This is a genomic window from Hyphomicrobium sp. DMF-1, from assembly GCF_027886585.1.
Taxonomy (GTDB): Bacteria; Pseudomonadota; Alphaproteobacteria; order Rhizobiales; family Hyphomicrobiaceae; genus Hyphomicrobium_C; species Hyphomicrobium_C zavarzinii.
Genome location: NZ_CP115706.1, coordinates 60,600 through 74,027, shown reverse-complemented (window position 1 = coordinate 74,027; position 13,428 = coordinate 60,600). Strand labels below are relative to the sequence as shown.

Here is a 13,428-nt window from a genome sequence, read left to right as displayed (position 1 = left end):
ACCCCGACGGAGGCCGGGGTCCAGACACGCCGCCGCATCCATCGGTTCGCGTTTGAGATTCCACCTAAAATAGAAACTGGAGACTAGGGCGCTTTTTTCGCCAGGGGGTGGTGCTCGGTGACGAGGCGCTTCAGCCGTTCTTCCAGCACATGGGTGTAGATTTCGGTCGTCGAGATGTCGGCGTGTCCCAGGAGGCTCTGGACGGCGCGCAGATCGGCCCCGCGGTCGAGCAGATGGCTGGCGAAGGCATGGCGCAGCACGTGGGGCGAGACGCGCTCGGGATCGAGCCCCGCCTGGATGGCGGTTTCCTTGAGGTCCTGCGCGAAACGCTGCCGCGTGAGGTGTCCACCCTCGGCGCGTGAGGGAAAGAGATAGCGGGTGGCGATCATCGGCGCGACTCGATCCTCTGGCTGCGAGCCGAGCGCGAGATACCGTTCGAGAGCAGCCCGCGCGCCTGAATTGAGCGGCACCAGCCTCTCCCGGCCGCCTTTGCCCCGGATCGTGAGCAGGCGGGGGTCGCCCTTGAGCACGTTGCGCGGCAGAGACACCAGCTCGGAGACGCGCATGCCGGTCGCGTAGAGCATCTCGAGGAGACAATGGTGGCGCACGGCGCGCACGAGGTCGCGCCCTGAAAGACCATCCGCCGCACGCTGGGCAGCGTCGATCAGGCGGTCCACCTCGTCCACCGAAAGCGTCTTCGGCAAGGCTCTGCGTTGCGTGGGCGTCGTGATGCCGGTGGCCGGGCTTTCCCCCACCGCGCCCTCGGCTTCGAGGAACTTGTAGAGCTGCCGCACGGCCGAGAGCCGGCGCGCGCGGGAGGCCGGTTTCAGTCCGGCCACGGACAGCCCCTGGAGATAGCGGGAGACATCGGCCTTCTGCGCTCCCGCGAGCGCGACACCGGCCTGGGCCAGATACGCCGTGTAGTCTTGGAGATCGCGCCGGTAGGCTTCCAGCGTATTGGCCGACGCGCCCTTCTCGGCCGTCATCATTTCCAGAAAGGCTGCAACATGGCGCTGGTCGTCGCTCGTCATGGGCGGATCACTGACTGACCGCGCGCGGCCAAGCGCCGAACAGCCCTTCGAGCGCGAGCTGATGCGCTTCCGCTTCGAGCCCGGCCCGCTTGAGCGCGCGTATGGAGTCGCCGAGCGCGATCATGTGCGCGCCCTCTGCCCCCGATGGCCCGATCGTCCGCAGCACGAGCAGGACGGTCCGTCCGAATTCCTTCTTCTTCGAAGCCTCCGCGAGCTGGGAGAGCACCCCGGTATCCGGCAGGTGGCCGTTGGAGGGTTGAGGCGAGCGGCTCGCGAGATCCCACAGCGGGAGGGGCACGCTCATGTCGAGTGCATCGAGCACCGTGGCCAGCCGATGCAGGAGAGCCGGATCGAAACGGCCGTGGAGCGCCATGCTCTCGATCGAGCCGAGGCTCTGTCCGGCTCCGGGTCCCTGGCCGGAACGATGGGAAGGGTCGGCGATGTCGGCGAGCGCCAGCCAATGAGCAAGAGGCTGTCCCCCATTGGGAGACGGGGCTCCGGCGGAGCCGCCGAGCTGGGCCCACCTGCGCACGCCCTCGAAATTTCCACTCGCGAGGTTGATCTCGATCGCCGTCTCCGCGAACCATCCTATCTCGGGCTCGGGCGCAAGATCCTGCATCGGGCCCGCCATGGTCTGGAGCGCCGTCCAGTAGATCCCCGCGCGCCGCGCCTCGTCGAGAAACGCGCGGATATGGCGGGCCTTGCGGAGCGGGGTCTGCTCCCGCTCTACCGAGTTGAAGAGCCCGGCTCGCTCGATGGTGCCGGCATCGCCTCCGGCGCCCGAGGCCCGGTAGAGCTGCGCGAGATCAGCCGCCGAAATGATGTTGAGGGCTGCGGCCGCCTCTCCGGCTGCGAGCCTCACGTCCGGCGTCGTCCTCGGGTCGTGCGCCAGGCCCGCGAGCAAGGCTGGTGTTGCGGACGCGACGAGTTGCGCCCGGTCAAGTCCGCCCTTGAGCGAGGCGATCCGGTAATCGAGGAGCGAAAGCTTGGCGCCAGGCGGAATCTTGGGAGCGATGCCGGCGGCCACAGCATCCAGCATGTCCACGCCCGCAAGCCCTGCGAGATCGAGATCGCGCAAAAGGCTCGCTTGCAGCGCCGCCCCCTCGCTGTCGCCACGCTGGGCCGCGCAATAGCCGTTGATCAGCATGGCATCCGCCTGGATCGGCTTCGGTAGCCCGGATTGGACAGCGAGGAGGCCGCGGCCGATCTCGCATCCTCGCTCCGTATTGCCGAGCCCGATCTCGCTGCGCGCGGTGAGCGCCATCAGAAGTGGATCGCTGGAGCCCGCCTGCGCCTTCGCCAGAACCGCGGCGGCTTCGTCGATCAGGCCCGATTGGTCGAGAGCTTCCACGCGAAGCGCCGTGAAACGGGCGGGACCTCCCGAGCCCGCGGATGTATCCGACGCGATCACCCGCCGCCAGAGGGCGTTGAGCGCGGGGGAGCGCGGAGGAAGTGTGAGCTGGGCGATGCTTTCGGCAAGCTGCTCGGGGGCGAGGCCGCTCCACATCTCGTAGGGCAGGCCCGAGCCGTCCGTTGCCATGACCGGGTCCAGCTCTTCCCGGATGACGCCGCGTGCCCGCTCCTCCGCGCCCGAGGTCGGCGGAAGCTCCTCCCGCTCGACGCCGGTGTTCCGCCCCGGCTGCCGCCATGTGCCCGAGCCGTTGGGGTCGAGCTCTTGGGTCATGCCCGGAGCAGGCATCATCCACAGCGCCGAGACAGCGAAGAGCGTGAGGAGGCGAGGCGCCGATAGGCGGTGAAGCGATCGAGTGAGGCTGAGCGCGCGCATCGGCCGGCCGGTCACGAGGTTGAGGTCACGAGGAAAAGGTCAGGGCTTGTTGCGAATTTTGACACCGGGCACCACCTTAACCACCTCGTGGCGATCGGGCTCGAATTGGTGGGCGAGAATGTACAGTCCCCCTGAGACCACTGCCACCAGCGATCCGACCGTGACGAGGAAGCGAAAAAGGCTTGGCATTGATGGATGTCGCCCAGGTGAAAACGTCGGCCGAGGGAACGAGGCAGGATCCTCGGAATGAGGGGGACGCACGCAATGACGTTACGGTATTTCCGGACCTAAGGTGGCGCGAATATGGCTGATGATTCCTTACCGAGGGGAAAGAATATGACCGCGGGGGCGCAAGCGGCTCGCCTCGGCCCCCCAAGTTGCAGTATGAGTTTCCCCGCCATGGAGGTCGATCCGGAGTGAGCCCTAAGGGGCTGCGCGTAGAGCGCGTCGAGGAACGGATGACCCGATAGTTTTGAAGCCGCCGGAGTGAGATGGAGCCGGAAAAAGACACAGCCGAGAGGGTCCGCCGGGCGCTGGGAACGCGCTCGCTGGTGCTCGTCGGCCTGATGGGCTGCGGCAAGTCGTCGATCGGCAAGCGGCTGGCGGTCAAGCTCGGCCTTCCGTTCATCGATGCCGACGAGGAGATCGAGCGGGTGGCGCAGAAGTCCATCAGCGAGATCTTCGCCGATCACGGCGAGGCGTTCTTCCGCGACCGGGAAAGCAAGGTCATTTCCCGTCTCCTGGCCAACGGCCCGCAGGTGCTCGCGACCGGCGGCGGCGCCTTCATCACCGAGGGCACGCGCGCGAAGATCGGCGAGACCGGGATTTCGATCTGGCTCCGCGCCGAGTTGCCGGTCCTCATGCGCCGCGTCGGCAAGCGCGACACCCGCCCGCTGCTCAAGGCCGGTGATCCGGAAGCTGTCATGCGCAAGCTGATGGATGCCCGCTATCCGGTCTACGCCGAAGCCGATCTCACCGTCGAAAGCCGCGATGTGCCTCACGACAGCATCGTGACCGAGATCATTGAGGCCCTTTCGAAGCACCCTCAGTTGGCGCAAGCGACCCCGATCTGATACCTGTGGCGCCGCGCCGTAGCCCGATCCTGAGAAGAAGACACAGCAATGCCGACACTCGCCCATTCCCTGGCAGCCACCACCCGAGCGAGCCGCACGGTCAACGTTCCACTCGGCGGGCGTGCCTACGACGTCCTGATCGGACCGGATCTGCTGGCGGAGGCCGGACGCCTCATTGCCGGCCGCTTGGGCAAGGCCCGCTGCGGCATCGTCACCGACGAGAACGTGGCCAAGCATCACCTCGCCACGCTGGAGGCGAGCCTGCGGGCGGAAGGCCGCCTCAAGGGCTCCATCGTCCTAAAGCCCGGCGAGCCGACCAAGAGCTTTCGCGAGCTCGGACCTCTCTGCGAGCGCCTCCTCGAGCTAGGCCTCGAGCGCGGCGATCTCGTGGTGGCCTTCGGCGGCGGCGTCATCGGCGACCTCGCGGGCTTCGCCGCGGGTATCCTCCGCCGAGGCATTCGTTTTGTTCAGATCCCGACGACCCTGCTTGCGCAGGTGGACAGCTCCGTCGGCGGCAAGACCGGCATCAACACGCCCCAGGGCAAGAACCTGATCGGCGTGTTCCATCAGCCGTCTCTCGTCATCGCCGACACCGATACTCTGAAAACCCTTCCTCCCCGCGAGATGCGCGCGGGCTATGCGGAGGTGGTGAAGTACGGCCTGCTTGGCGATGCTGGGTTCTTCGCCTGGCTGGAGCAGGCCCACGACGGGATCTTCAGCTACGACCAGGAAACGCTTGTTGCGGCCATCGAGACCAGCGTCAAGGCCAAGGCGGCCATCGTCGCGCGAGACGAGCACGAGACCGGAGACCGCGCGCTTCTGAACCTCGGTCACACCTTCGGCCACGCGCTCGAAGCCTGGACCGGCTATTCCGACCGCCTCCTTCACGGCGAGGGCGTGGCCATCGGCATGTGCCTCGCGTTTCGCTTTTCAGAGAGCCTGGGGCTCTGCCCTGGCGGCACGGCCGAACGCGTCTCCCGCCACATCGCCGCCACCGGCCTTCCGACGAAGCTGTCCGACATCCCGGGCGGCAAGGCGGACGCGGCCGAGCTCGTGCGCCTCATGGGCCAGGACAAGAAGGTGAAGGACGGCCGCTTGACGTTCATTCTCGTCCGCAACATCGGCGAGGCGTTCGTCTCGCGGGATGTGGACGAGGCCACCGTCCAGGGCTTCCTGGAGCGCGAGATCAACGGCGCCTAACGGCCGGAATTTTCTGGGAACGCCCGGCATCGCGCGCTTCGATTTTTCCGGTGGGCGCGTATATACCCGTGTACGGGCAGATGCTTTGGTAGATCCATGACACTCGAAATCGGCCTCCTGATCGGGGCGATCATCCTGTTGATCGCCATGAGCGCGTTCTTCAACATGAGCGAGACCGGGCTCACCGCAGCCTCGCGCGCCCGCATGCACGCGCTCGACCAGGAAGGGAACGTCAAGGCGAAACTGGTGAACCGCCTTCTCTCCGAGCCGGAGAAGATGATCGGCGCGGTCTTGCTCGGCAATACGCTGGTGGACGTGCTCGCGGCGGGCCTGGCATCCACCCTCGCCATTCGCCTCGTTGGTGAGGTCGGCGTGGTCTACGCGACCGCCATCGTCACCCTGCTGATCGTGATCTTCGCGGCCGTCCTGCCCAAGACCTACGCGCTGGCCTTCTCCGATCGCGTAGCGCTGTTCGTGGCGCCCATCATGCGCGTGCTGATTGTGGTGTTCGGCCCTGCCACGCGCTTCATCGAGTTGATCGTCCGCTGGATCCTGGCCTTCACGCCCACCACTAAGGATGACGAGGCCAACATTCTGGCGGCGCACGCCGAGATCCGCGGCGCCATCGATCTGCAGACCAAGGAGGGCGCGGTTGCCCGGCACGATGCCAAGATGCTGGGAGGTGTGCTCGATCTCCGGGAGCTGCAGATCTCCGACATCATGGTCCATCGTACCAAGATGGAGACCTTCGACGCCAACGAGGCGCCGCAGGAGATCATCGATGAGGTTCTGCGCTCGCAGTATACGCGCGTGCCGATCTGGAAGGACGAGCCGGAGAACATCGTCGGCATCCTGAACACGAAGGATCTCTTGGGCGCGCTCTCAAGGTCGAACTGGGATGTCTCCAAGCTCGACATCATGAGCATCGCCGCCAAGCCGTGGTTCGTGCCGGATACGACGACCCTCAAGGATCAGCTCAATCAGTTCCTGAAGAACAAGGCCCAGATGGCCCTCGTGATCGACGAGTACGGCGAGGTGCAGGGCCTGATCACGCTCGAGGACATCCTGGAGGAGATCGTCGGTCAGATAACGGACGAGCACGACACGACCGAGCTGCATATCCGCCCGCAGACCGATGGCACGGTCAACGTCGACGGCACCGTGCCGATCCGCGATCTCAACCGCCACATGGACTGGGACCTGCCCGACGACGAGGCGACGACCATCGCCGGGCTCGTCGTGCACGAGGCGCAGATGATCCCCGAGCCCGGACAGGTGTTCACCTTCTACGGCTACCGCATGGAGATCCTGCGCCGCACCCGCAACAAGATCGCGGCCGTCCGCATCAAGCGCCTCGACGGCAAGGACGCCGGTACACGGCCGCAGATTTCGAAGCGGGCGACACACTGACGAAATGATCGCAAACGCCCCGATGTGGGCGTGCGGCAGGCGCGAGGCCGCCACATTCGAGCGGCAGTGTTCGAGACGATCCATCCAGTTCGGAGTGAGCGATGTCCGAAGCCATCCGCCCCTATGATCTCGTCATCGTCGGCGCATCCTTCGCCGGCCTGGTGGCCGCGCGGACGGCGGCGATGCGCGGCCTTAAGGTGGCGGTCTTGGAGGCGAAGCCGGAGGCAGGCCACCGCGTCGCCACCACGGGCATCCTGGTGAAGGAAGCCGCCGAGGAGATCGATATCCCGCACACGCTCACGCGCCGCGTGCATGGTGTGCGCCTTTATGCGCCGAGCCATCGCTTCATCGATCTCTTCGCGCCCGGATACTTCTTCCTCACTACCGACACCGCCAATGTGCTGCGCTGGCTGTCAGCCGAGGCTCTGCGGGCCGGTGCGAAGATCCTCTATCGCGCGCGCTTCGAGGGTGCGGATCGCGATGGTGGGCTCTTCCGCTTCCGCGGCCTCAACATCGCCTCCCGCTACATCCTCGGCGCCGATGGCGCGCGCTCGGCTGTCGCCCGCGCGTTCGGGCTCAGCGTGAACGAGAAGTTTCTAACGGGGCTCGAGATCGAATACGAAGGCTTGGCAGGCGCCGATCCGCGATTCCTGCATTGCTTTCTGGATTCGAAGCTTGCGCCCGGATACCTCGGATGGGTGGCCCCGGGCCCCGTCGTCACACAGGCGGGCCTCGCGGTCGGCCCCGGACGCAAACCGGACCTCAAGGCGTTCCTCGCCGCCACCGAGCCGATCTTCGGATACACGGACGCGCGCGCCGTAGAGCGGCGGTCGGGGCGCATTCCGGCGGGCGGTCTCCTGCCGCGCTGGGCAACGGACGGGGTCATGCTCGTCGGCGATGCAGCCGGCCAGGTGTCGCCAGCGACGGGAGGCGGCATCAAGCTCGCCTTCGAGCTGGGGCGGCGCTCCGCCCAGGTCATTGCCGATCACCTGATGGATCTCGGGCCGCCGCCCGCCGTTGCGCTCGCACCCGAGCTGCCAGGATTTGCGATCAAGAAGATCACGCGGTCCGCCCTCGATCTCGCACCGCCCAACTGGATACTCGATGCCGCGCTCGGCCTGCCGCCGATGCGCTGGCTGGCGCAGCACATGTATTTCCACCGCCGCGGAGCTGGCGGCGTGAGTTTCGCCGAGTTCGAGGCCAGGCTCCGCAGGGAGGCTCAGGCGCCCGGCAGCCCTTATCCCAAGGCTTCGCCTGGCGCATAGGTCTGGAGCGCCAGGGCATGGATGCCGCCCTTGAGTTCCTCGGCGATGGCATCATTTACCATCCGGTGACGACCGACGCGCGAAACTCCCGTGAACATGGGTGACACGATGAGAATACGGAAATGGCTCTCGCCGGTTCCGGGCGAAGAGCGGTGTCCTGCGTGCAGCTCGCTTTCGTTGATGATGTCGAGCCGCGTCGGCTCGAGAGCGATCATGAGCTTTTCGCGCAAGCGGGTTTCCGCCGTCATATCGCGTTCTCCGTGTTGTTTTTGGGGAGCGGCGTAAGCCCTGCGGCAGTCCCGCAGAAGAGTTCATCTTGTCTGGCTGCGATCGGCGGATCATAATCTAACGCATGAAACTCAACTCGAAATACTTTGATTCGATCCGTGTCGCTCCGAAGCGCGAAGCGAGCGAGTCCGAGAAGAAGAAGCATCCCGCCTGCCAATGGAAGGGGTGTGGCCGTCCTGCGCCCCACCGCGCGCCGAAAGGTCGCGGGCGCGACGGCGAGTATTTCTCGTTCTGCGTCGACCACGTGCGCGAGTACAACGCCTCCTACAACTACTTCGACGGCATGAGCGACGCCGAAGTGACCGATTTCCAGAAGGATGCGATGACCGGACATCGCCCCACCTGGAAGGTAGGCGCGAACTCCTGGGCGCATGGCACCAACGCCGGCGCGGCGAGCGCGGGCACCCACGGCACGGCTGGCTTCCGCCCGCACGATCCGCATGGTTTTTTTGCCGAGCGTGCGCGTGAGGCCCGTGAGGAGCCCGTAGAACGCCGGCGCACCCTGAAGCCGATTGAGCGCAAGTCGCTGGAGGCGCTTCATCTGCCGGAAACCGCATCGAAGCAGGAAATCAAATCCCGCTTCAAGGAGTTGGTGAAGCGCCACCATCCCGATTCCAACGGCGGCGACACGCGGTCGGAGGACACGCTGCGCGAGATCATTCAAGCTTACAATTATTTGAAGCGATCCGGCCTGGTTTGAGCGCGGCCGAGCGCAGCACGCGCCCCCTGTCGGCTGGACTGGCCGTCTGCAAGTCTATAACTATCTTCACAAAGCCGGTTTTGTCCGAGCCTCGGCCGTAGCCAGCCCAAAAACGGGCTGCGCCCGGGGAGGGCAAGCCTCGCGACCACTTTTCCTGAAACAGGTCTCAATGCGCGCGCAAACCAGCACTGCCACGGCACAGACACCCGGCCTTCCCGATATGAAGCTCTCGGTCCGCCAGGTGTTCGGGATCGACTCCGATCTCGAGGTGCCCGCCTATTCCCAGCGGGACGAGCACGTCCCCGATCTCGATGCCGATTATCTCTTCAATCGGGAGGTCACGCTCGCCATTCTCGCGGGGTTTAAATACAACCGTCGCGTCATGGTGCAGGGCTATCACGGCACTGGCAAGTCGACCCACATCGAGCAGGTGGCCGCGCGCCTCAACTGGCCGTGCATCCGCGTCAACCTCGACAGCCACGTCTCGCGCATCGACCTCGTCGGCAAGGACGCCATCGTCCTGAAGGACGGCAAGCAGGTGACGGAGTTCCGCGAAGGCATTCTGCCCTACGCGCTGCAGACCAACACCGCCCTCGTCTTCGATGAGTACGACGCCGGGCGCCCCGACGTGATGTTCGTGATCCAGCGCGTGCTCGAAGTCTCGGGCAAGCTGACGCTGCTCGATCAGTCGAAGGTGATCCGCCCGCATCAGGCGTTCCGCCTGTTCGCGACGACCAACACCATCGGCCTCGGCGACACCTCCGGCCTCTATCACGGCACGCAGCAGATCAACCAGGGTCAGATGGACCGCTGGTCGATCGTCGCGACCCTGAACTATCTGCCGCATGACGACGAGGCGCGCATCGTTCTCTCCAAGGTGAAGAGCTGGAGCAAGACCGATGCAAAGCGCAAGGTCGTCTCCAACATGGTGCGCGTGGCGGATCTTACCCGCCAGGCCTTCATCAACGGCGACCTGTCGACGGTGATGAGCCCGCGTACCGTGATGACCTGGGCCGAGAACGCCGAGATCTTCGGCGATGTCGGTTTCGCGTTCCGGCTCACCTTCCTCAACAAGTGCGATGAGCTCGAGCGGCCTCTGGTCGCCGAGTTCTATCAGCGTGCGTTCGGAGAGGAGCTGCCGGAGAGCGCGGCCAACGTCGCGCTCGCCTGATATGGGACCAGCGAGCCTTGCCGTCATGGGTGAAGACGACGCCAAGCACAGGGACGCGTTGACCGCCGCGGGCTACACCAGCCTGCGCGGCGCGTTTCTCTTTTGCGCATTGATGGCACTCGTCGGCGGCGCGGTGGGCTCGGTGGTGATTGCAATCATCTGGAACGCACTCGTTCCGGGCTCCTCCGAGACCATGAGCACCGCAATCGGCGCTGCGGCCGGTGCCGTTCTCCTGGCGCTGATCGCCGCGTTCAAGGTTCGCCAGGGCAACCTCGAGGCGCTGGAGCAGGTCGAGGATAAGGAATGGCGCCGCCACCTCCGGCGGCAGCACGGCAGATAACGCACGATGACCCAAAATCCGAAACGCCGCGAAGCGCCCTCCGAGCCACTGAAGCGTGTAATCGGTCTCACCGTGCGCGCGATCGCGGCTAATCCCGAGATCGAGGTCACGTATGGCGCCGCCAAGCCTGCGCTAGAAGGCAAGCTCGTGCGCTTGTCCGAGCCGTCGCGCGTGCCGTCGGCGGGCGAGATCGCGGTGTTGCGCGGGTGGGCCGACAGCTTGGCGCTGACGGCCGCCTGTCACGACGAAAGCCTGCATCGCAAGCTCGCGCCCGCTTCAGGCGCCGCCCGCGACGTGTTCGAGGCGCTCGAGCGCGCCCGCGTGGAGGCGCTTGGTGCAGATCGCATGAGCGGCATGGCGGAGAACCTCGCCGCCAAGTGCGAGGACGAATATGGCCACGGACGTTTCGAGCGCGTTTCGGATCGTGCCGACGCGCCGATCGGCAGCGCGCTGGCGTTGATGGTGCGCGAGCGCCTGACCGGGCGCGCCCCGCCCGTATCCGCTCGCGCGCTGGTCGACCTGTGGCGGTCTCATATCGACGAGCGCGGCGAGGATGCCCTGAGCCAGATGAAAGCTCTGGCTGAAAATCAGGAGGCATTCGGCCGCCTCGTGCGCGATCTCCTGACGTCGCTCGAGCTGGCGGACGAGTTTGCCGAAGGCCAGACCGACGAGACCGAGGAGATGGCCGAAGAGACTCCGGACGGCGGCGAAGCCGAGGCCGAGAGCGAGGACGAAGGCGACGAGGGCGGGGAGCAGGAGCGCGAGCAGGAACGCTCCGAAGGCGAGACCGGTGACGCGACCGAAGCCATCGAGACGCCGGACCAGGACGATTACGAGAGCGAGGCCGAGGATCAGGACGGCATGGAGACCGCCGAGCCCTGGCGGCCCAACGTGTCCGTGCTCGATAACCCGGAACCCTTTGGCTACAAGGTCTATACGCGCGCCTACGACGAGGAGGTCGACGCCGAGGATATCTCCTCTCCCGAAGAGCTGGAGCGTCTGCGCACCTTCCTCGACAAGGAGCTGAAAGCGCTCGCGAGTGTCGTTGCGCGCTTGGCCAATCGCTTGCAGCGCCGTCTGCTCGCCCAGCAGAACCGCGCCTGGGATTTCGATCTCGAAGAAGGCGCGCTCGACGCTGCGCGCCTGACCCGCATCGTCACAGATCCCATGCATCCGCTCTCGTTCAAGCGCGAGCGCGACACAGATTTCCGCGACACCGTCGTGACGCTGCTGCTCGACAACTCGGGCTCCATGCGCGGCAGGCCCATCATGGTCGCGGCATGCTGCGCCGACATTCTCGCGCGCACGCTGGAAAGGTGCGGCGTCAAGGTCGAGATCCTGGGCTTCACCACCCGAGCCTGGAAGGGCGGGCAGGCACGCGAGGATTGGCTCGCGGCCGGAAAGCCGCCCATGCCGGGCCGTCTCAACGATCTCCGGCACATCATCTACAAGACGGCCGATGCGCCCTGGCGCCGCGCCAAGCGCTCGCTTGCGCTCATGATGCGCGAAGGCCTCTTGAAGGAGAACATCGACGGCGAAGCGCTGGCCTGGGCTCATCATCGGCTGATGGCGCGGCCCGAGCAGCGCCGCATTCTCATGATGATCTCCGATGGTGCCCCCGTCGACGACTCGACTCTGTCCGTGAACTCGGGAAGCTATCTGGAGCAGCACTTGCGCAAGGTGATCGACGAGATCGAGACCCGCTCGCCGGTGGAGCTCATCGCCATCGGCATCGGCCATGACGTGACGCGCTACTACTCGCGCGCCGTCACCATCTCCGATCCGAGCGAGCTTGCCGGTGCCATGACCGACAAACTGGTCGAGCTGTTCGAGGAGGAGCCCAAAATGGTCCCCGCGGGACAGCACGGGCGTCCGAGGAATCGCCGCGCGCACTAACTAGCTGCGTCGCGCGCGAAGCCAGGAAGCCGCCTCACACCGGCAAACACCATGACCCAAGGCAGGTTCGGAAAAATGCAACGCATGAAATCCGCGTCTGCTTTGGTTTTCGCCGCTGCCGCGCTGCTGCTCGCCGCGGCATCCGCGTCGGCTCAAGTGAAGCCTGATACCGCCACCCTCTCTCCACACCCGATAGAGGTGCAGGCCAAGCCCATCGCGACCTTCGCCAAGAACGGCGAGCCGATGAGCAACCGCTACCTCGAATGGCGCGGCGGTCTGGTGCTCACCTCGCCGTCCGAGCATTTCGGCGGACTGTCGGGCCTCATCCTCGGCAAGGACGGCAAGAGCCTCGTCGCCGTCTCGGATTCAGGAACCTGGATCACGGGCACGCTCGCCTATGACGGAGATCGTCCTCAGGCGCTCAAGTCCGTGCGGCTCGGCGCTCTCAAGGCGCTCAAGGGAAAGCCGCTGCGCAAGAACCGGGATCGCGATGCGGAAGCGCTCACGCTCGCAAGTGGTACCTCTGTGAAAGGCACCGCCTACATCGCTTTCGAGCAGAACGATCGCATCGGCGAGTTTCCCCTCGACAAGAACGGCATCGGCGCGCCGGTGCGCTATCTCACCATGCCGGCGGACGCCAAACGGATGCGCCGCGACGGCATCGAGGGCATCACGGTTCTGGACGGCGGTCCGCACAAGGGTGCGCTGATCGCCTTCTCGGAGAACCCGCTACCGGGCGAGAAGCAGCACCGCGGATGGATCTGGATCGGCGGGCAGCCGCAGACCTTCAAGGTGCCCGGCATCGGCGACTACGGCATCACGGACGCCGCAAGTCTCGCCGATGGTAGTGTGCTGATCCTGGAGCGCCGCTTCCGCTGGTTCGACGGTGTCCGGATTCGCCTGCGCCACCTGGCGGCCGAAGGCCTGAAGCCAGGTGGGACGGCTGCTGGCGAGGTGCTGCTGGAGGCGGACAGCTCGAAGGAGATCGACAACCTCGAAGCGCTCGCTGTCACCCAGGGATCGCGCGGAGAGACGGTCGTCACTTTGCTGTCGGACGACAACTTCAACCGCTTCCTTCAGCGCACGCTACTCCTGCAGTTCACGCTGAAGGACGACACGCTGGCCGCCAAGCGCCCCTGATCGACTTGCGTCGGGAGAGGTCGCGTGTGGCAAACTCGCGATAGCTCTCTTCACGACCGGCCCGTGTCTGGACCCCGGCCGTCGTCCGTGCACAGCACGGCTTCGCCGTAACGCCGTTCCTAAAGTGG

At 65.8% G+C, this 13,428-nt stretch carries 13 protein-coding genes; 9 read left to right on the top strand and 4 right to left on the bottom strand.

Annotated elements, in window-relative coordinates; all coding sequences use genetic code 11:
- Window positions 1–83 precede the first annotated feature (83 nt).
- The 3 genes from PE058_RS00225 to PE058_RS00215 all read right to left on the bottom strand — a co-directional run bounded on the left by PE058_RS00225 (window position 84) and on the right by PE058_RS00215 (window position 3,006).
- On the bottom strand, window positions 84–1,031 hold the full coding sequence (locus PE058_RS00225; RefSeq protein ID WP_020085511.1) for a site-specific tyrosine recombinase XerD: 948 nt from the start codon (window positions 1,029–1,031) through the stop codon (window positions 84–86).
- Window positions 1,032–1,038: 7 nt separating this feature from the next.
- Window positions 1,039–2,715 (bottom strand): hypothetical protein, encoded by a 1,677-nt coding sequence (locus PE058_RS00220; RefSeq protein WP_271029567.1) that lies wholly within the window; start codon window positions 2,713–2,715, stop codon window positions 1,039–1,041.
- A gap of 141 nt (window positions 2,716–2,856) precedes the next feature.
- Entirely contained in the window at window positions 2,857–3,006 is a 150-nt protein-coding gene (locus tag PE058_RS00215) for a hypothetical protein (RefSeq protein WP_020085509.1), read from the bottom strand.
- Between the two features lie 302 nt (window positions 3,007–3,308).
- On the opposite strand from PE058_RS00215, the gene PE058_RS00210 reads away from it, so the two are divergent.
- The 4 genes from PE058_RS00210 (at window position 3,309) to PE058_RS00195 (ending at window position 7,765) form a co-directional block, all read left to right on the top strand.
- Window positions 3,309–3,890 carry a shikimate kinase gene (locus PE058_RS00210; protein ID WP_020085508.1) on the top strand — a complete coding sequence of 194 codons (582 nt, stop codon included), beginning with the start codon at window positions 3,309–3,311 and terminating at the stop codon, window positions 3,888–3,890.
- 48 nt (window positions 3,891–3,938) lie between these two features.
- The gene (gene aroB, locus PE058_RS00205) at window positions 3,939–5,090 is read left to right on the top strand and encodes a 3-dehydroquinate synthase (RefSeq protein ID WP_271029566.1); all 1,152 of its coding nucleotides are present in this window, start codon (window positions 3,939–3,941) and stop codon (window positions 5,088–5,090) included.
- A 96-nt stretch (window positions 5,091–5,186) separates the two neighbouring features.
- A complete protein-coding gene (locus tag PE058_RS00200; RefSeq protein WP_020085506.1) occupies window positions 5,187–6,500 on the top strand; it encodes an HlyC/CorC family transporter in 1,314 nt (437 codons plus the stop codon).
- Window positions 6,501–6,601: 101 nt separating this feature from the next.
- Complete coding sequence (locus tag PE058_RS00195; protein ID WP_271029565.1) at window positions 6,602–7,765, top strand: NAD(P)/FAD-dependent oxidoreductase; 1,164 nt, start codon at window positions 6,602–6,604, stop codon at window positions 7,763–7,765.
- Here the strand turns inward: PE058_RS00195 and PE058_RS00190 are convergent.
- Entirely contained in the window at window positions 7,738–8,013 is a 276-nt protein-coding gene (locus tag PE058_RS00190; RefSeq protein WP_020085504.1) for a BolA family protein, read from the bottom strand. The two genes, PE058_RS00195 and PE058_RS00190, sit on opposite strands and share 28 nt — an antisense overlap.
- A 104-nt stretch (window positions 8,014–8,117) precedes the next feature.
- Between PE058_RS00190 and PE058_RS00185 the strand changes: the two genes are divergently transcribed.
- From PE058_RS00185 to PE058_RS00165, 5 genes are all read left to right on the top strand, one after another.
- On the top strand, window positions 8,118–8,753 hold the full coding sequence (locus tag PE058_RS00185; protein ID WP_020085503.1) for a J domain-containing protein: 636 nt from the start codon (window positions 8,118–8,120) through the stop codon (window positions 8,751–8,753).
- A gap of 169 nt (window positions 8,754–8,922) precedes the next feature.
- Window positions 8,923–9,924, top strand: coding sequence for a cobaltochelatase subunit CobS (gene cobS, locus PE058_RS00180; protein WP_020085502.1), 1,002 nt, complete (start codon window positions 8,923–8,925; stop codon window positions 9,922–9,924).
- Between the two features lie 25 nt (window positions 9,925–9,949).
- A complete protein-coding gene (locus PE058_RS00175) occupies window positions 9,950–10,264 on the top strand; it encodes a hypothetical protein (protein ID WP_156827327.1) in 315 nt (104 codons plus the stop codon).
- A gap of 6 nt (window positions 10,265–10,270) precedes the next feature.
- The gene (gene cobT / locus PE058_RS00170) at window positions 10,271–12,160 is read left to right on the top strand and encodes a cobaltochelatase subunit CobT (protein ID WP_271029564.1); all 1,890 of its coding nucleotides are present in this window, start codon (window positions 10,271–10,273) and stop codon (window positions 12,158–12,160) included.
- An 84-nt stretch (window positions 12,161–12,244) separates the two neighbouring features.
- Window positions 12,245–13,300 carry an esterase-like activity of phytase family protein gene (locus PE058_RS00165; RefSeq protein WP_271029563.1) on the top strand — a complete coding sequence of 352 codons (1,056 nt, stop codon included), beginning with the start codon at window positions 12,245–12,247 and terminating at the stop codon, window positions 13,298–13,300.
- Window positions 13,301–13,428: the final 128 nt, after the last annotated feature.